Genomic DNA, 16,545 nt, shown 5'->3' with positions numbered 1-16,545 from the left:
GGCTCGGTGAGGCCAGGCCGCCGTTGAGCCGGCGCACAACACTGCGAAGCGGGACGAGAGCCACTATGCACGACGGACAGCGAAACGAACTGCGGGACGACAGCGGGCCGCCTCAGCAGGGCGGCGAGCGGGGCGGCGGGCTGCCACTGGCCGGGTTCACGGTCGGGGTGACCGCGGCCCGCCGCGCCGCCGAGCTCGGCACGCTGCTGGAGCGCCGCGGCGCCGAGGTCGTGCACGCGCCCGCGCTGCGCATCGTGCCGCTCACCGACGACGCCGAGCTGCTGGCCGCCACCAAGCAGCTCATCGACGACGCGCCGGACATCGTCGTGGCCACCACCGCCATCGGCTTCCGCGGCTGGGTGGAGGCTGCCGAGGGCTGGGGCCTGGGCACGCCGCTGCTGGAGCGGCTGGGCGGCGTACAGCTGCTCGCCCGCGGCCCCAAGGTGCGCGGCGCGATCCGCGCGGCCGGCCTCACGGAGGAGTGGTCGCCCGCCTCGGAGTCCATGGCCGAGGTGCTGGACCGGCTGCTGGAGGAGGGCGTGGCCGGCAAGCGGCTCGCGGTCCAGCTGCACGGCGAGCCGCTGCCCGGCTTCGTGGAGTCGCTGCGCGCCGCGGGCGCCGAGGTGATCGGCGTCCCGGTCTACCGCTGGATGCCGCCGGAGGACATCACCCCGGTCGACCGCCTCCTGGACGGCATCCTCGCGCGCACGGTGGACGCGGTGACGTTCACCAGCGCCCCGGCCGCCGCCTCGCTGCTGCGCCGCGCCGAGGAGCGGGGCGTCCAGGGCGAGGTGCTGGACGCGCTGCGGCACGACGTACTGCCCGCGTGCGTCGGCCCGGTGACCGCGCTGCCCCTGGAGAACCACGAGATCGCCACGGTCCAGCCGGAGCGTTTCCGGCTGGGCCCGCTCGTGCAGCTGCTCTGCCACGAACTGCCCGGCCGCGTCCGCCCGTTGCCGGTCGCCGGGCGCCGCATGGAGATCCGCGGGCACGCGGTCCTCATCGACGGCGAGCTGCGGCCCGTGCCGCCCGCCGGCATGTCGCTGCTGCGCGCGCTGGCCAAGCGGCCCGGCTGGGTCGTCTCGCGCGGCGATCTGCTGCGGGCGCTGCCCGGCGCGGGCCGCGACGAGCACGCGGTGGAGACCGCGATGGCCCGGCTGCGGGTCGCGCTGGGTGCTCCGAAGCTGATCCAGACGGTGGTCAAGCGGGGCTACCGGCTGTCGCTGGACCCGCACGCGGAGACGAAGTACGCGGATACGTAAGGGCGTTGGCCCCCTGGCCGGGCGGGGGCGGCCCGCACGCGAGGTCGGTACCGAGGGTTCCGGCCGGGCGCCGGGCCGGGCACTCTGGAGGGAGACGTTGTCCCCGAAGGAGTGACAGGCACATGGCGGCGCCTTACGACCTGCGGTTCGACTGCGGGCGGATCTGCCTGGACCTGGTGGCCACGGCCGGCGAGCCGCCGGCCGAACGGCTCCTCGGCCCCGACCACTTGCGGGCCTGGCTCATCGGCGCGGGCGTCGTCCCGCGCAGCACCCCCCTCGACGCCGTCGACGGCAGCTGGGTCGCGCGCTTCCGGGCACTGCGCGAACTGCTGCGCCGCATCGTGCACGACGAGATCCGCGGCCGTGCGGCCGACCGCGACCTGGCGCTGCTCAACGCGACCGCCGAGGCCCCGCCCCCGCCCGAACGCGCCGTACGCGGCGTGGACGGCGTACTGGAGCGCCGCCCGGCACGCCCGCCGGACTGCGCCGGGCTGATGTCCGCGGTCGCCCGGGACGCCGTCGGGCTGCTGACCGACGCGGTGGCCCGCGGCCGGCTGCGGCAGTGCGAGGGCGAGGCGTGCTCGCGGATCTACCTGGACACCTCGCGCGGGCGCCGGCGGCGCTGGTGCTCCAGCGAGGTGTGCGGCAACCGCGAGCGGGTGGCCCGCCACCGCCGCCGCGCCACCCTCGGCCCCGCCTCCCGCGTCACCGGCTGAACACCGGAGCCGTCACCCGCTGAACACCGGAACCGTCACTCGCTGAACACCGGAGCCTCCGCGTCCGTACCCCCTGGACCAGCCCGTCAGCGAAAGCTGTCCGTACTGTCGACCGGGGAGTGGCGTTGCGCAAGGATGCCGTCGTGGCCGACCGGACGACGCCCGACGAAGAGCTCATGCGGGCCCTGTACGAGGAGCACGCCGGACCGCTCCTCGCGTTCGTCCTGCGGCTGGTGGCCGGCGACCGGCACCGCGCGGAGGACGTCGTACAGGAGACCCTGCTGCGCGCCTGGCGCAACGCCGACCAGCTGCAGCGCGCGACCGGCTCCGTACGCCCCTGGCTGGTCACCGTGGCCCGCCGGATCGTCATCGACGGGCACCGCAGCCGCCAGGCCCGCCCCCAGGAGGTGGACGCCGCGCCCCTGGAGACGCTGCCCGCCGCCGACGAGATCGACCGCGCGCTGCGCCTGATGACGATCTCCGAGGCGCTGGCCGACCTGAGCCCGGCGCACCGGGAGGCCCTGATCGAGACGTACTTCAGGGGACGTACGGTCAACGAGGCGGCGGAGGTGCTGCGGGTACCGCCCGGGACCGTACGGTCGCGGGTCTTTTACGCGCTGCGCTCCTTGAAGCTCTCGCTGGAAGAACGAGGAGTGACGGCGTGAACCGGCCCCATCCGCCCGCCGAGCCGGCGGACCACACCGACGTCGGCGCCTACGCGCTCGGCGTCCTGGACGCCGCCGACGCCGCCCGCTTCGAGGAGCACCTCGCGGGCTGCGACCGCTGCGCCGCCGAACTGGACGGCCTGCTGGGCCTGGGGCCGCTGCTGGCGGACCTCGCCGACGACGGTACGGGCACCCCGCCGTCCGAGGCCACGCTCACCCCGACGCCCTCCCGGCGCGTCCTGAGCGGCCTGCTGGGCGAGGTCGCCGCGGCCCGGCGGCGCAGCCGCGGACGGCGCCTCGCGCTCGTCGCGGCCGCCGCCGCGCTGATCGTCGGCGGGCCGCTCGCCACCCTGGCCGTCACCGGGGACGAGCCGCGGCCGACCGCGAGCCCGGCCGAGCAGATGTACGACAGCGGCGGCCGCAAGCACATCGCGGTCGACCCGGTCACGAAGGTCACCGCGGGCGTGACGATGGCCGACCGGCCCTGGGGCACCTCCGTCGCCCTCCGCCTCGGCAACGTCAAGGGCCCGCTGAGCTGCTCCCTCATCGCGATCGGCAAGGACGGGGAGCGGCAGACCGTTACCACCTGGGCGGTGCCCTACGGCGGGTACGGCATCGAGGGCGGCAGCACGAAGTGGAGCCGGCAGCCGCTGTACACGAATGGCGGCGCCGCCATGCACCGCGCCGAGATCGACCGCTTCGAAATCCGCACCCTGGACGGCGAGCGGCTGGCCGCCGTCGACGTGTGACCGGCTCTTTCGCGCGCCTCACAGGTGCGCCCGCGACCTGCTTCGCGTACGGTTGACGGCTGCCCTACGCACAGCAGAAGGGGGCCTGGGTGGCCGCGCAGAACGCCACGCACGCGCCGGAGAACTCCACGCACGCGCCGGATTCCGTAGTACCCGACAGCGACGGCGACTCCGTACGCGCCCGCGAGGTCGCGGGCGAGCAGTCGCACCTGGACCGGGTGTACCGGCGCCTCGAGGAAAAGATCGACGAGGCGCAGTTCCTGATGGCCGACGCCGCCAAGCGCGGCCAGGTCGGCACGCCCGGCGCGCTCGCCGAGCGGGACGCGCAGGTCTTCCAGGCCGGCGTCCATCTGCACCGCCTCAACTCCGAGTACGAGGACTTCCTCTTCGGCCGCATCGACCTGCTCCTGGGCAAGGACGGCAAGCGGGGCCCGGACGGCGCGTACACCTCCGTCGAGCCCGCCGACGGCGCGATCGGCCCCGACAACCGCGCGGAGATCGCCGAGACGCTGCACATCGGCCGGCTGGGTGTCCTGGACGCGGACTACTCGCCGCTGGTCATCGACTGGCGGGCGCCGGCCGCCGCGCCGTTCTACCGGGCCACGCCCGTCTCCCCGGGCCGCGTCGTGCGCCGCCGCGTCATCCGCTCCAAGGGCCGCCGCGTCCTGGGCGTCGAGGACGACCTGATGCGCCCGGAGGTCACCGCCACCCTGGACGGCCAGGAGCTGCCCGCGATCGGCGACGGCGCGCTCATGGCGGCCCTCGGCCGGGCCCGCAGCCACTCCATGCGCGACATCGTCGCCTCCATCCAGGCCGAGCAGGACATGGTGATCCGCGCGCCCGCCGCCTCCGTCACGGAGGTCGAGGGCGGCCCCGGTACGGGCAAGACCGCGGTCGCCCTGCACCGCGCCGCCTACCTGCTCTACCAGGACCGGCGCCGCTACGCGGGCGGCATCCTCATCGTCTCGCCCACCCCGCTGCTGGTCGCCTACACCGAGGGCGTGCTGCCCTCGCTCGGCGAGGAGGGCCAGGTCGCCATCCGCGCGCTGGGCGCCCTAGTGGAGGGCGCGGAGGCCACCGCGTACGACCCGCCGGAGGTGGCCCGTATCAAGGGCTCCTCGCGCATGGTGAAGGTGCTGCGCAAGGCGGCCAGGGGCGCGCTGGAGCTGTCCGCCGACGCCGCTCCGGCCGGGGAGCCGGACGGCCAGCTGACCTTCGGTGCCTTTGCCGACGAGGAGGACATGGAGGACACGGCCCCGGCCGTACGCACCGACCGCCTCCGCGTGGTCGCCTTCGGGGCCCGCGTCGAGCTGGACGCCGCGGAGCTGCGCCGCATCCGGCAGGCCGTGCTCGGCGGCACCGCGCCGGTCAACCTGCTGCGCCCGCGCGCCCGCCGGCTGATCCTGGACGCGCTGTGGGCGAAGACCGGCGGGGACCGCCGCTACAGCGACCCGGAGCTGGCCGCCGAGGCGCGTTCCGGCTTCGACGAGGACATCACCACCGAGCAGGACTTCGCCGACTTCCTGGACGCCTGGTGGCCGGAGCTGACCCCGCGCCGGGTGCTGGCCGCGATGACCGACGAGAAGCTGCTGGGCCGCTGGTCGCGCCGGGTTCTGCAGAACCGCGAGGCGCGCCTGCTGGCCCGCTCGCTGGGCGGCCGCCTGGACGCGCAGGGCCGGGGCCCGCTGTCCGTCCACGACGTCGCGCTCCTGGACGAGCTGCAGCTGATCCTCGGTGCCCCGGCACGCCCCGCCCGGCCCCGCGAGGCCGATCCGCTGGACCAGCTCACCGGCCTGGAGGAGCTGACCACCTTTGCGGACCGTAATTCCTCGGGGCGCAGCCGCCGCGAGCGGCTCGCGGAGGAGCGTACGGACTACGCGCACGTCATCGTCGACGAGGCGCAGGACCTCACGCCCATGCAGTGGCGGCTGGTCGGCCGCCGCGGCCGGCACGCGACGTGGACCGTGGTGGGCGACCCGGCGCAGTCCTCGTGGTCGGACCCGGACGAGGCCGGCGAGGCACGGGACGAGGCGCTGGGCACCCGCCCGCGCCGCCGCTTCACCCTCACGGTGAACTACCGCAACCCCGCCGAGGTCGCCGAGCTGGCGGCCCGGGTGCTGGCGCTGGCCATGCCGGGCATGGTCGCGCCGGAGGCGGTGCGCTCCACGGGTCTGCGGCCGCGGTTCGCCGTCGCGGGGGACCGGCTGGGTGATTCCGTGCGGGAGGAGGCGCGCCGGCTGCTGGCCGAGGTGGACGGCACGGTCGGCGTGGTCGTCGCCATGGACCGGCGCGAGGAGGCCCGCGGCTGGCTCGCGGACCTGGGCGACCGCGTGGTCGCGCTGGGCTCGCTGGAGGCCAAGGGGCTGGAGTACGACGCGACGCTGGTGGTCTCGCCCGCCGAGATCGCGGACGAGTCGCCGGCCGGGCTGCGCGTGCTGTACGTGGCGCTGACCCGGGCCACGCAGCGGCTGACGGTGGTCTCCGGGGCCCGCGACGAGCCGGACGCGGACGGGGTGCCGGACCTGCTGCGGGACTGAGTGTCCGGGCGTAACGCCCTGAGGTTTCGGGGCGGCCCGCGGACGGGCTGCTGAAGACATCTCCCGCGACGGGAATCGCTTTCGGGGATGGTTTGTTAGCCTGTGTGTGGCACCGGCCCGATCCAAGCCCCCGGGCCCAACCATCGTCGCTACGAGCGACCACTTGCCGCGAGGCGAGCATGGCGGGTCGGTGTCACTCAACACTTCGCGGAGGCGTCACGGGAGATCCCGTGACGCCTCCGCTGCGTTCATCCGATGACGCGGACCTGTTCCGCCTGCGGTCCCTTACGGCCCTGGGCGATCTCGAACTCCACCCGCTGGGTGTCCTCCAGATTGCGGAAGCCGTCGCCACTGATGGAGCTGTAGTGGACGAAGACGTCCGGTCCTCCGTCCTCCTGCGCGATGAATCCGTAACCCTTCTCGGAGTTGAACCACTTCACGGTGCCCTGAGCCATATTGCCCGTCCTTGCGTGTCTTTGGGGTGCTGCGGGCCAGATACTAAGGGCGGTACGCCAGATTTCCTCCCCCTTCAGGCCGTTTTTCAGGCAAAGGAGTGGGGGGTTCCGCCGAGCTGACTATCTCTCGTATTGTGGAAGAGTCTTTCCGAAACTTGTGGCTGGTTACCGTGTACCGGCCGGTAGGTGGGACGATCGAACGATGCGCAGGGCATCCGAGCTCCTGGGACAGCGCATAGGGACACAAGGGAAAGCAGAGGAAGTCGGCCATGGCAACGGCGCCTAGCGTCTCGTATTCGATGACGGTGCGACTGGAAGTTCCCGCGAGCGGCACCGCCGTCAGCCAGCTCACCACGGCCGTGGAGTCCTCCGGCGGGTCGGTCACCGGCCTCGACGTGACCGCTTCCGGCCACGAAAAACTCCGGATCGACGTCACCATCGCCGCGACGTCCACCGCGCACGCGGACGAGATCGTCCAGAAGCTGCGCGAGATCGAGGGCGTGTCGCTCGGCAAGGTCTCCGACCGTACGTTCCTGATGCACCTCGGCGGCAAGATCGAAATGTCGTCGAAGCACCCCATCCGCAACCGTGACGACCTCTCGATGGTCTACACGCCCGGCGTCGCCCGCGTCTGCCAGGCCATCGCCGACAACCCCGAGGACGCCCGCCGCCTGACCATCAAGCGCAACAGCGTCGCGGTGGTCACCGACGGCTCCGCCGTCCTCGGCCTCGGCAACATCGGCCCCAAGGCCGCGCTGCCCGTCATGGAGGGCAAGGCGGCCCTCTTCAAGCGCTTCGCCGGCATCGACGCCTGGCCGATCTGCCTGGACACCCAGGACTCCGACGCGATCGTGGAGATCGTCAAGGCCATCGCCCCCGGCTTCGCGGGCATCAACCTGGAGGACATCTCCGCGCCCCGCTGCTTCGAGATCGAGGCGCGGCTGCGCGAGGCCCTGGACATCCCGGTCTTCCACGACGACCAGCACGGCACCGCCATCGTCGTGCTCGCGGCCCTGACCAACGCGCTGCGCGTGGTCGGCAAGGACATCGGCGACGTGCGCGTCGTGATGTCCGGCGCGGGCGCCGCCGGTACGGCCATCCTCAAGCTGCTGCTCGCGGCCGGCGTCAAGCACGCCGTCGTCGCCGACATCCACGGTGTCGTGCACGCGGACCGCGAGGACCTGGTCGACGCCGACCCCGACTCGCCGCTGCGCTGGATCGCGGACAACACCAACCCCGAGGGCATCACCGGCACCCTCAAGCAGGCCGTGGTCGGCGCGGACGTCTTCGTCGGCGTCTCGGCGCCGAACGTCCTGAACGCCGACGACGTGTCCCGGATGGCCGATGGTGCGATCGTCTTCGCACTCGCCAACCCCGACCCGGAGGTCGACCCGGGCGAGGCCCGGCAGACCGCCGCCGTCGTGGCCACGGGCCGCTCGGACTTCCCGAACCAGATCAACAATGTGCTGGTCTTCCCGGGTGTCTTCCGCGGTCTGCTGGACGCGCAGTCGCGCACGGTAAACGAGGAGATGATGCTGGCCGCGGCCGGCGCGCTCGCGGACGTCGTCCTGGAGGACGAGCTGAACGCGAACTACATCATCCCCAGCGTTTTCAACGACAAGGTCGCCGGCGCCGTCGCCGGGGCCGTCCGGGACGCCGCGCACGCCGCCGGTGCGGCCGTGACGGGCACGACGGCCTGAGTACGGCGCGTCGCGTGACGCACGGCCCTAGGGGCCCCCATAGGGTGGCGGGCAGCGCATGGCTGGCCGCCACTCGGTGATCGGGCCCGGGACATGGTGCGGAGCGTCACCGGAGCGTCACCTTTTCGGAGCGATGGCGCTCTTCGTGTGACCCTCCAGGGCGCCGGATTGGCTTTACCGCCGCAGGTGGGGGCAGGATGCGTTACCGGGCGCGAGGGTCTGAACCACAGACCCGGGTCCGGGGACTGTCCGAGGGCCCTGGCAGCATCGGCTTCGCTGTGCCTGATGCGGCTCCGCCGCGTGGCACGCCCATTGGCAAGAAGAACACGGGAGTAATACATGAACCGCAGTGAGCTGGTGGCCGCTCTGGCCGACCGTGCCGAGGTGACCCGCAAGGACGCCGACGCCGTTCTGGCCGCGCTCGCCGAGACCGTCGGTGAGATCGTTGCCAAGGGCGACGAGAAGGTCACCATCCCCGGCTTCCTCACCTTCGAGCGCACCCACCGTGCCGCTCGCACCGCGCGCAACCCGCAGACCGGCGACCCCATCCAGATCCCGGCCGGCTACAGCGTGAAGGTCTCCGCGGGCTCCAAGCTCAAGGAAGCCGCCAAGGGCAAGTGATCCGGCACCGTGCTCCCGGGACGACGGAGCACGGGCCGCATCCCAGGAGAGGCAGCCATCCCGGCCGGATGGCTGCCTTTCGCATGCGTACGGGCCGCCGCGGTGCGTGCCGAGCGCTGGTACATACCGCAGCAGGGCCCGTGTACGGCCCTGAGAACGCCGAAGGGCGGACACCCCGGCCAGGGTGCCCGCCCTTCGGCGTTCAGGCGCTTCAGCCGTCGCTGGAGCCGTTCACCGGCTCCGTGTGATCAGCTGCTCAGTGAACCGTTCGGCAGTTCGACTTTCGCGCCCAGCGACACGAGCTTGTCCATGAAGTTCTCGTAGCCGCGGTTGATCAGGTCGATGCCGTGGACGCGGGACGTGCCCTGGGCCGCCAGCGCCGCGATCAGGTACGAGAAGCCGCCGCGCAGGTCGGGGATGACCAGGTCGGCGCCCTGCAGCTTGGTGGGGCCGCTGACGACCGCCGAGTGCAGGAAGTTGCGCTGGCCGAAACGGCAGGCCGAGCCGCCCAGGCACTCGCGGTACAGCTGGATGTGCGCACCCATCTGGTTCAGCGCGGAGGTGAACCCGAGGCGCGACTCGTACACGGTCTCGTGGACGATCGACAGGCCGGACGCCTGGGTCAGCGCGACCACCAGGGGCTGCTGCCAGTCGGTCTGGAAACCGGGGTGCACGTCGGTCTCCAGGGCGATGGCGTTCAGCGGGCCGCCCGGGTGCCAGAAGCGGATGCCGTCGTCGTCGACCTCGAAGGCGCCACCGACCCGGCGGTAGGTGTTCAGGAAGGTCATCATCTCGCGCTGCGAGGCACCGCGTACGTAGACCTGGCCCTCGGTGGCCAGCGCCGCGGACGCCCAGGAGGCCGCCTCCAGGCGGTCCGGGAGCGCGCGGTGGTTGTAGCCTCCGAGCTTGTCCACACCGGTGATCCGGATGGTCCGGTCGGTGTCCATGGAGATGATCGCGCCCATCTTCTGCAGCACGCAGATGAGGTCCTCGATCTCGGGCTCCACGGCGGCGTTCGACAGCTCGGTGACGCCCTCCGCCAGTACGGCGGTCAGCAGCACCTGCTCGGTCGAGCCGACGGACGGGTACGGCAGCCGGATCTTGGTGCCGCGCAGCCGCTGCGGGGCCTCCAGGTACTGGCCGTCGGCCCGCTTCTCGATGACCGCGCCGAACTGGCGCAGCACGTCGAAGTGGAAGTCGACCGGCCGGCCGCCGATGTCGCAGCCGCCCAGGCCCGGGATGAAGGCGTGGCCGAGGCGGTGCAGCAGCGGGCCGCAGAAGAGGATCGGGATCCGGGAGGACCCCGCGTGCGCGTCGATGTCCGCGACGTTGGCGCTCTCCACGTGCGACGGGTCGAGGATCAGTTCCCCGGACTCGTCGCCCGGGCGGACGGTCACGCCGTGCAGCTGCAGCAGGCCGCGCACGACGCGTACGTCGCGGATGTCGGGCACATTGCGCAGCCGGCTCGGCTCACTGCCGAGCAGCGCGGCGACCATGGCCTTGGGCACGAGGTTCTTCGCGCCGCGGACCTTGATCTCGCCCTCCAGCGGTGTGCCGCCGTGGACAAGCAAAACGTCGTCGGTCATGGATCTCGCGTTCCTGGAGACGGACAGGGACCAAGCTGAAATGGTAAGGGCGGTGCAGGGGTAGTCCGTAGGGGCGAGTGGCCCTGGCGCGTGTAATAGCTTTGTCACAACACGTACGGTTTATCGGGTGGAACGCACCGTGATGTGCGACAGGGCCCGGATGCCGGGTGGGTCGCACTGCGTCCGGTCCGGCCGGAGTACGTGCATACGGGTGCGGCCATTGGCGCCCCGCGCGGGCCCGAAGTGCGGGATCATGTCGCCATGACCGAGGTGTCCTCGCTCACCGGCCGGCTGCTCGTCGCGACGCCGGCGCTCGCCGACCCGAACTTCGACCGGGCCGTGGTGCTGCTCCTCGACCACGACGAGGAGGGCTCGCTCGGCGTCGTACTGAATCGCCCCACGCCCGTCGGCGTGGCGGACATCCTGCAGCCCTGGGCCGAGCTGGCCGGCGAGCCGGGCGTGGTCTTCCAGGGCGGCCCGGTCTCGCTGGACTCCGCGCTGGGCGTCGCGGTGGTCCCGGGCGAGGCGGGCGAGCACGCCGCAGCCCCGGTGGGCGGCGACGCGGCCGAGGGAGCCGACACGGACGGCGACGGCCCCCTGGGCTGGCGCCGCGTCCACGGCGCGATCGGCCTGGTCGACCTGGAGGCCCCGCCCGAGCTGCTCTCCGCCGAGCTCGGCTCGCTGCGCATCTTCGCCGGGTACGCCGGCTGGGGCCCGGGCCAGCTGGAGGAGGAGCTGGTGGAAGGCGCCTGGTACGTCGTCGAATCCGAGCCGGGCGACGTCTCCTCCCCGTCCCCCGAACGCCTCTGGCGCGCCGTCCTCCGCCGCCAGCGCAACGAACTGGCGATGGTGGCGACGTATCCCGATGATCCTTCGTTGAACTGATCCGCGGGCCGCCGGGTCCGGTTCGGCGCGCGCGTGAGTACCCTTGGCAGTTATGAGCACTCTTGAGCCCGAGCGCGGGGCAGGTACAGGCACCCTCGTGGAGCCGACGCCGCAGGTGTCGAACGGCGACGGTGACCACGAGCGCTTCGCCCATTACGTCCAGAAGGACAAGATCATGGCGAGCGCGCTGGACGGCACGCCCGTCGTCGCGCTCTGCGGCAAGGTCTGGGTCCCGGGCCGCGACCCGAAGAAGTACCCGGTCTGCCCCATGTGCAAGGAGATCTACGAGTCCATGGGCGCCGGTGGCGACAAGGACAAGGGCGGCAAGGACGGCAAGGGCGGCGGCAAGAAGTAGGCCCCGGCCCCGGTCCTCCGTACGGTGACGCCCGGCCCGCTCCCACGGGGAGCCGGCCGGGCGTTGTGCTTTTCAGGCCGGCCGTACGCACGCTGGATCTTCGTGTCAGCCGTGCCCAAGCCGGAGCTTCGCGTCAGCCGTACGCGCGCCGGCTGAGGTCGAAGACGCCGCCGCTGTCGGCGGCGGCCACGCACAGGTTGGGGTAGCCGCGTACGACGAACGAGGCGCTGCCCTGCCAGAGGCTCTTCGCGACGACCGTCACCGGCTGGTAGACCATCGGGCAGGGGCGGCGGACCGGCTCCAGCGCCCGGAAGTCGCCGTACGCGCGTGTCAGGGCCCGGCAGGCCGAGTAGGGGCGCGGGTGGGTGCCCCCGGTGGGGTAGCAGCGCAGGTACGCGGCGGCGATCACCCGGCCGCCGGTGCTCGTGCCCTGGTGGATGACGATGCTGGCCTCGCCGACCGGCGCCCGGTGGGGCGCGGCGGCGGCCGGCGCCGCGGCTGCCGAGAGGGGCAGCAGGCCGAGGGCGGCGACGGAGAGCAGGGCGGCGCGGACGCGTCTCTTGCGCATGGCGGATTCCTTACGATGGGCTGAAAGTTGGGTGAGACGGACATCTCGCCTTATGGATAGCCCTGCCGGGGTGTCGCGCGGCTGATTGTGGTCCGCAGGTGGCGTGTCGGGCGGCCGGCCCCGGCGCGTGTCGCTGCTGCGGGTAACCGTGCCTGTGCGGCCAGGAGTTACGGGAGGCCGGCGCGCGGCGCCTCTTGGGTGCCCGGCGGCAGCGTCTCGGACGCCCGATCGACGGACCGCCCCCAAACGTGTGAGCCCCCCGAAAGGCGGGCGCGGTGCGGCCGGGACCCTGGCACCGTGTACCCACGCCGTGGCGCGGGCATGCCGATCCGGTACGCCGGTCCGGTGCGCCGGCCCGGTTTTCCGGTACACCGACCCGGTATGTCGACCCGGCATGTCGAACACCCGCACAGAACCTGCCTGCGGGCAGTCATAAGGCGTCAAGTGGCGTCAAGTGCACGGCATGTGCGGTACGTGCGGTAACGCACGGTGCTTGTGAAAGGTGGCAATACGCTCTCTTCGGAGGTCCAGGACGTGCCAGGACCAACCAGCGCCAACCCGAAGGTCGGTGACGGAACCTGCCTTCATGGACCCTCGCGTCGCGGGCCTGCGAAGATGTGCCAGAGTTGCCACGTCCGGGCTGTGAGCACGTACCGTACGGCGAGGCGGAACAGCACAGCCGGGACACCGGGGAAGGGGCAGCTGGGTTGACCACGCACGCACCGCAGGCGTCGCATTCCGTGACGTTGCCGGCCTCGCTCGACGAGGCCGTGGCGGCGCTGGCCGCCATGCCCGCCGCCGTGCCTGTGGCCGGCGGCACCGATCTGATGGCCGCTGTGAACTCCGGGCTGCTGCGCCCGGCGGCGCTGGTCGGCCTGAACCGCATCAGCGAGATCCGCGGCTGGCAGTACCAGGACGGCCACGCGCTGCTCGGCGCCGGCCTCACGCTCGCCCGCATGGGGCGCCCCGACTTCGCGGCCCTGATCCCGGGCCTCGCCGCGGCCGCCCGCGCCGCCGGGCCGCCGCAGATCCGCAACGCCGGGACGCTCGGCGGCAACATCGTCACGGCCGCGCCGACCGGCGACACCCTCCCGGTACTGGCGGCCCTCGAAGCCACCGTGATCATCGCGGGCCCGGGCGGCGCCCGCCGCGAGGTCCCGGTCAGCCACCTGCTCGCGGGCATGGAGATGCTGCGCCCCGGCGAGATCGTCGGATTTGTGCGCGTACCGCTGCTGCACGCGCCGCAGACGTTCCTCAAGGCCACCGGGCGGACGGGGCCGGGGCGCGCGGCCGCATCCGTCGCGCTGGTACTCGATCCCGCACGCCGGGGCGTGCGCTGCGCGGTCGGCGCGGTCGCGATGATGCCGCTGCGCCCGCTGGACGCCGAGCAGTGGGTGGCCTCGCTCATCGACTGGGACAACGACCGCGGCCTGGCCCCCGAAGCACTGACCGCCTTCGGGGACTACGTGGCCGCCGCCTGCATCCCGGACCCCGCGCCGCCGGAGGACGGTACGGAGGCGGTTCCCCTGCCCCCTGCCGCCCTGCACCTGCGCCGTACGGTGGCAGCACTGGCGCGCCGAGCACTTGGGAGGGCGCTCTCGTGAGTGAGCGCAGCGAGCGAACCGACAAGAGGCGCGCGCATGTGGCATGCGTGCCCGCCGAGCGAGCCGAGCGAAGCGAGGCCGGCGCATGAGTGACGGGGACACCCCGCGTCAGCCCCAGCACGGACAGGGCTGGGAGCCGCTGCCGCAGGGCGAGTACGACCAGGAGGCCACGGCCTTCGTCCAGCTGCCCGACGACCTGGAGGCGTACGGGCTGAACGGGGCGTACGGGTCGGGCGCTTACGGCGCGGGCGGCTACGCCCCCGGCGCGTACGGCGCGGCCATCTACGGGACGCAGGGCGCGCACGGTGCGCAGGGAGCGGCGGGTGGCCAGGGTGCCCCGGCCGCCGGCGGCGCTGGTGACGCGTACGGCGGGTACGGCGCGGGCGCGGAGGGCGAGGCAGGCGCCGACCCGCTCGCGGCCCCCGGCCACGGGTACATCCCGCCGGACCACTTCCCGGGCGCGGGCCACGGCTCGGTGCCGGGTGCCGGTGACGCGGCCGCGGGGGACGCGGCGGGTGCGGATGCCGGTGCCGGTGCCTCGCCGTACGCCGCCGCCCCGGTGGCCGGCGCGGGCATGGACCCCGCGGCGACCGGCCAGTGGACCATGCCGTTCATGGACCCGGCGGCGGACGCGCCGGCGGCGATGCCGTACGGCGGCGCCGAGCAGGGTGGCCCCGCGGGCCACGGCGGTGCCACGGAGCACGGCGGAGGCGCGGACAAGGACAGCGACGGGCCGGACACCGTGGAGTGGCCGGTCGCGGGCGGGGCGGGCGCGGGCCGGTGGACGATCCCCACCGCCGGTGACGAGGTGCTGGAGGAGTCCGGCGAGTACCTGGTCGGCGACGACCGCCAGGGCCCGCACGGCGGTTACCCGGTGTACGAAGCCGAGCAGCCCCAGCAGCCGCATCAGACACAGCAGTCACATCAGCCCCAGCAGCCCGCGGCTGAGGCACCGGAGGCCACCGGTCACTGGGACTTCCACGCGGGGGAGATGCTTCCGCAGCACGTCGGTCCGTACCACGTGGGGCCGCATCCCGCCGCGCAGGGCATGGCGCCGTCGGGCGCGCCCGGGGTGAGCGACGCGCCGGGTGCGCCCGATACGGGCGTGCAGTGGCCGCTGCCCGGCGACCTGCACACACCGCACCCCGGTTTCACGGGCCACGGCGTGCCCCCGGTCCAGGGCGAGCAGTGGCCGAGCCCCGGCCAGAGCACCCAACCCACGTCGTACCAGAGCCTGTTCAGCACGCCGGGCGGTGGCATCGCGGACGGCATCGCACTGGCCGATGCCCTCGTCTCCGGCACCAGGGCCACCCCGAAGCCGCTCCCGGAGGCGGCGCAGGCGGAGGAGGAGCGCGCGGAGGCTGCGCCGGCTGCCGCCGAGCCGGGGGCCGACCCTGCGCCCGAGGCTGCGGCTGAGTCGGTGCCCGAGGCGGCGCCTGCCGAAGAGCCGCAGGTTGCTGAGGCGGGTGCTCCTGAGGTGAGTACCCCCGCGGTTGCCGTCTCCGAGGAGGCGAGCGTTCCGGAGGAGGCAGCGCCCGCTGCCGAGGCTGAGGTGGAAACCGAGGCCGAGGCCGAGGTCGAGGCGCCGGCGGAGCCCGCCGAGCCCAACTCCCCGGCTCCGGCGGAGGACACCGAGCCCGGCGCCGAGACCACCGCCGAGAGCGCGCCCACCGACACGGCTGTCGACCCGGGCACTGCCCCGGACACCAGCACGGACGCCGAGGTCGCCGAGGTCAAGGCCGACGCCGACGCCGACGTGCCCGCAGCCCCCGAAGCGACGGCTCCCGAGGCATCCGCCCCCGAGGCAGCCGCTCCCGGGGAGCCCGAAGAGGCGCCCGCCGCGCCCACCGTGTCCGAAGCTCCCGAAGCTCCTGAGAAGTCCGGCGAGCCCGAGGAGCCGCAGGCGCTCAAGAAGTCCGAGGCGTCAGAGGTATCCGAGGCATCCGAGGAATCCGCGGAGGCGGCGCCCGCCGCTGCCCCCGTGGACCCCGCCCCGCACGCCGACCTCGAACACCCCCGTGCTTCCTACGTGCTCACCGTGAACGGCGTCGACCGCCCCGTCACGGACGCCTGGATCGGCGAGTCCCTGCTCTACGTGCTGCGCGAGCGGCTCGGCCTCGCGGGGGCCAAGGACGGCTGCTCCCAGGGCGAGTGCGGCGCCTGCTCCGTGCAGGTCGACGGCCGCCTCGTGGCGTCCTGCCTGGTACCCGGTGCGACCACGGCCGGCAGCGAGGTCCGTACGGTCGAGGGCCTGGCCAAGGACGGCGCGCCTTCCGATGTGCAGCGCGCGCTCGCCGCCTCCGGCGCGGTGCAGTGCGGCTTCTGCGTACCGGGCATGGCCATGACCGTGCACGACCTCCTGGAGGGCAACCACGCCCCCACCGAGCTCCAGGCCCGTCAGGCCCTGTGCGGCAACCTCTGCCGCTGCTCCGGGTACCGCGGCGTCCTGGACGCCGTGCAGGAGGTCGCCCGTTCCCGTTCCGAGGCCGCCCAGGCCGCCGCCGACGACCGCGACCAGGAACACGACCGGCAGCACGACCAGGCGCCGGGCCAGGACCGGGCCCAGGCTGCGGACCAGGTGCAGGACCAGCACGAGCCGGCCGCCCGCATCCCGCACCAGGCAGGCCCGGCCGACCCGGCCGCGTACGAGCAGCCGTACGCCGGGGAGCCGCACGCCGCCGGCCACACGGACCCCGCGGGTCACGCCGACCCGGCAGGCCCGTACTCCGACGGCCAGTACCCCGACGGCCAGTACACCGACGGTACGTACCCCGAGGGCGCCTACTCCGACGGCACGCACGTCGACGGCGCGTACCCCGACGGCGGCGCCCCCGCCCCCGAC

14 protein-coding genes are annotated in these 16,545 nt (G+C 73.4%); 11 read left to right on the top strand and 3 right to left on the bottom strand.

From position 1 onward, the window contains the following. Window positions 1-65: 65 nt before the first annotated feature. The 5 genes from CCS38_RS30660 to CCS38_RS30640 all read left to right on the top strand — a co-directional run bounded on the left by CCS38_RS30660 (window position 66) and on the right by CCS38_RS30640 (window position 5,929). Window positions 66-1,262: a uroporphyrinogen-III synthase gene (locus CCS38_RS30660; RefSeq protein WP_223736593.1), complete on the top strand. Its 1,197-nt coding sequence runs from the start codon at window positions 66-68 to the stop codon at window positions 1,260-1,262. A 122-nt stretch (window positions 1,263-1,384) separates the two neighbouring features. Beyond that, entirely contained in the window at window positions 1,385-1,978 is a 594-nt protein-coding gene (locus tag CCS38_RS30655) for a CGNR zinc finger domain-containing protein (RefSeq protein WP_223736592.1), read from the top strand. 119 nt (window positions 1,979-2,097) lie between these two features. Beyond that, a complete protein-coding gene (locus CCS38_RS30650; protein ID WP_037957986.1) occupies window positions 2,098-2,643 on the top strand; it encodes a sigma-70 family RNA polymerase sigma factor in 546 nt (181 codons plus the stop codon). Continuing rightward, window positions 2,640-3,392, top strand: coding sequence for a zf-HC2 domain-containing protein (locus CCS38_RS30645; protein WP_223736591.1), 753 nt, complete (start codon window positions 2,640-2,642; stop codon window positions 3,390-3,392). The genes CCS38_RS30650 and CCS38_RS30645 overlap by 4 nt, the downstream gene beginning before the upstream one ends. An 89-nt stretch (window positions 3,393-3,481) precedes the next feature. Next, window positions 3,482-5,929 (top strand): HelD family protein, encoded by a 2,448-nt coding sequence (locus CCS38_RS30640; RefSeq protein WP_223736590.1) that lies wholly within the window; start codon window positions 3,482-3,484, stop codon window positions 5,927-5,929. 248 nt (window positions 5,930-6,177) lie between these two features. Here CCS38_RS30640 and CCS38_RS30635 read toward each other — a convergent pair whose 3' ends face one another. Then, complete coding sequence (locus tag CCS38_RS30635; protein WP_030250355.1) at window positions 6,178-6,384, bottom strand: cold-shock protein; 207 nt, start codon at window positions 6,382-6,384, stop codon at window positions 6,178-6,180. 269 nt (window positions 6,385-6,653) lie between these two features. Between CCS38_RS30635 and CCS38_RS30630 the strand changes: the two genes are divergently transcribed. Then, window positions 6,654-8,084 carry an NAD-dependent malic enzyme gene (locus CCS38_RS30630; RefSeq protein ID WP_223736589.1) on the top strand — a complete coding sequence of 477 codons (1,431 nt, stop codon included), beginning with the start codon at window positions 6,654-6,656 and terminating at the stop codon, window positions 8,082-8,084. Between the two features lie 339 nt (window positions 8,085-8,423). Further along, the gene (locus CCS38_RS30625) at window positions 8,424-8,705 is read left to right on the top strand and encodes an HU family DNA-binding protein (RefSeq protein WP_003954777.1); all 282 of its coding nucleotides are present in this window, start codon (window positions 8,424-8,426) and stop codon (window positions 8,703-8,705) included. A gap of 248 nt (window positions 8,706-8,953) precedes the next feature. On the opposite strand, the gene murA is transcribed toward CCS38_RS30625, so the two are convergent. After that, a complete protein-coding gene (gene murA / locus CCS38_RS30620) occupies window positions 8,954-10,291 on the bottom strand; it encodes a UDP-N-acetylglucosamine 1-carboxyvinyltransferase (RefSeq protein WP_223736588.1) in 1,338 nt (445 codons plus the stop codon). A gap of 261 nt (window positions 10,292-10,552) precedes the next feature. On the opposite strand from murA, the gene CCS38_RS30615 reads away from it, so the two are divergent. Next, window positions 10,553-11,176, top strand: a complete 624-nt coding sequence (locus CCS38_RS30615) for a YqgE/AlgH family protein (RefSeq protein WP_223736587.1) — start codon at window positions 10,553-10,555, stop codon at window positions 11,174-11,176. A gap of 52 nt (window positions 11,177-11,228) precedes the next feature. Further along, a complete protein-coding gene (locus CCS38_RS30610) occupies window positions 11,229-11,531 on the top strand; it encodes a DUF3039 domain-containing protein (RefSeq protein WP_030250340.1) in 303 nt (100 codons plus the stop codon). A gap of 133 nt (window positions 11,532-11,664) precedes the next feature. On the opposite strand, the gene CCS38_RS30605 is transcribed toward CCS38_RS30610, so the two are convergent. Next, a complete protein-coding gene (locus CCS38_RS30605; protein ID WP_223736586.1) occupies window positions 11,665-12,099 on the bottom strand; it encodes an SSI family serine proteinase inhibitor in 435 nt (144 codons plus the stop codon). A gap of 707 nt (window positions 12,100-12,806) precedes the next feature. Here CCS38_RS30605 and CCS38_RS30600 point away from each other — a divergent pair. Further along, entirely contained in the window at window positions 12,807-13,703 is an 897-nt protein-coding gene (locus CCS38_RS30600; protein ID WP_030250335.1) for an FAD binding domain-containing protein, read from the top strand. A gap of 85 nt (window positions 13,704-13,788) precedes the next feature. Continuing rightward, window positions 13,789-16,545: (2Fe-2S)-binding protein (locus CCS38_RS30595; protein WP_223736585.1), on the top strand; the 2,757-nt coding region annotated here is incomplete at its 3' end.

This window comes from Streptomyces purpurogeneiscleroticus, from assembly GCF_020024005.1.
Lineage (GTDB): Bacteria > Actinomycetota > Actinomycetes > Streptomycetales > Streptomycetaceae > Streptomyces > Streptomyces purpurogeneiscleroticus.
The sequence above is the reverse complement of the archived record's forward strand: the minus strand, read 5'-3'. Positions and strand labels throughout refer to the sequence as shown.

Coding starts and splice junctions, on each gene's coding strand:
- CCS38_RS30660 (WP_223736593.1), top strand. CDS start 66: ATGCACGACGGACAGCGAAACGAACTGCGGGACGACAGCGGGCCGCCT.
- CCS38_RS30655 (WP_223736592.1), top strand. CDS start 1,385: ATGGCGGCGCCTTACGACCTGCGGTTCGACTGCGGGCGGATCTGCCTG.
- CCS38_RS30635 (WP_030250355.1), bottom strand. CDS start 6,384: ATGGCTCAGGGCACCGTGAAGTGGTTCAACTCCGAGAAGGGTTACGGA.
- CCS38_RS30630 (WP_223736589.1), top strand. CDS start 6,654: ATGGCAACGGCGCCTAGCGTCTCGTATTCGATGACGGTGCGACTGGAA.
- CCS38_RS30625 (WP_003954777.1), top strand. CDS start 8,424: ATGAACCGCAGTGAGCTGGTGGCCGCTCTGGCCGACCGTGCCGAGGTG.
- murA (WP_223736588.1), bottom strand. CDS start 10,291: ATGACCGACGACGTTTTGCTTGTCCACGGCGGCACACCGCTGGAGGGC.
- CCS38_RS30615 (WP_223736587.1), top strand. CDS start 10,553: ATGACCGAGGTGTCCTCGCTCACCGGCCGGCTGCTCGTCGCGACGCCG.
- CCS38_RS30610 (WP_030250340.1), top strand. CDS start 11,229: ATGAGCACTCTTGAGCCCGAGCGCGGGGCAGGTACAGGCACCCTCGTG.
- CCS38_RS30605 (WP_223736586.1), bottom strand. CDS start 12,099: ATGCGCAAGAGACGCGTCCGCGCCGCCCTGCTCTCCGTCGCCGCCCTC.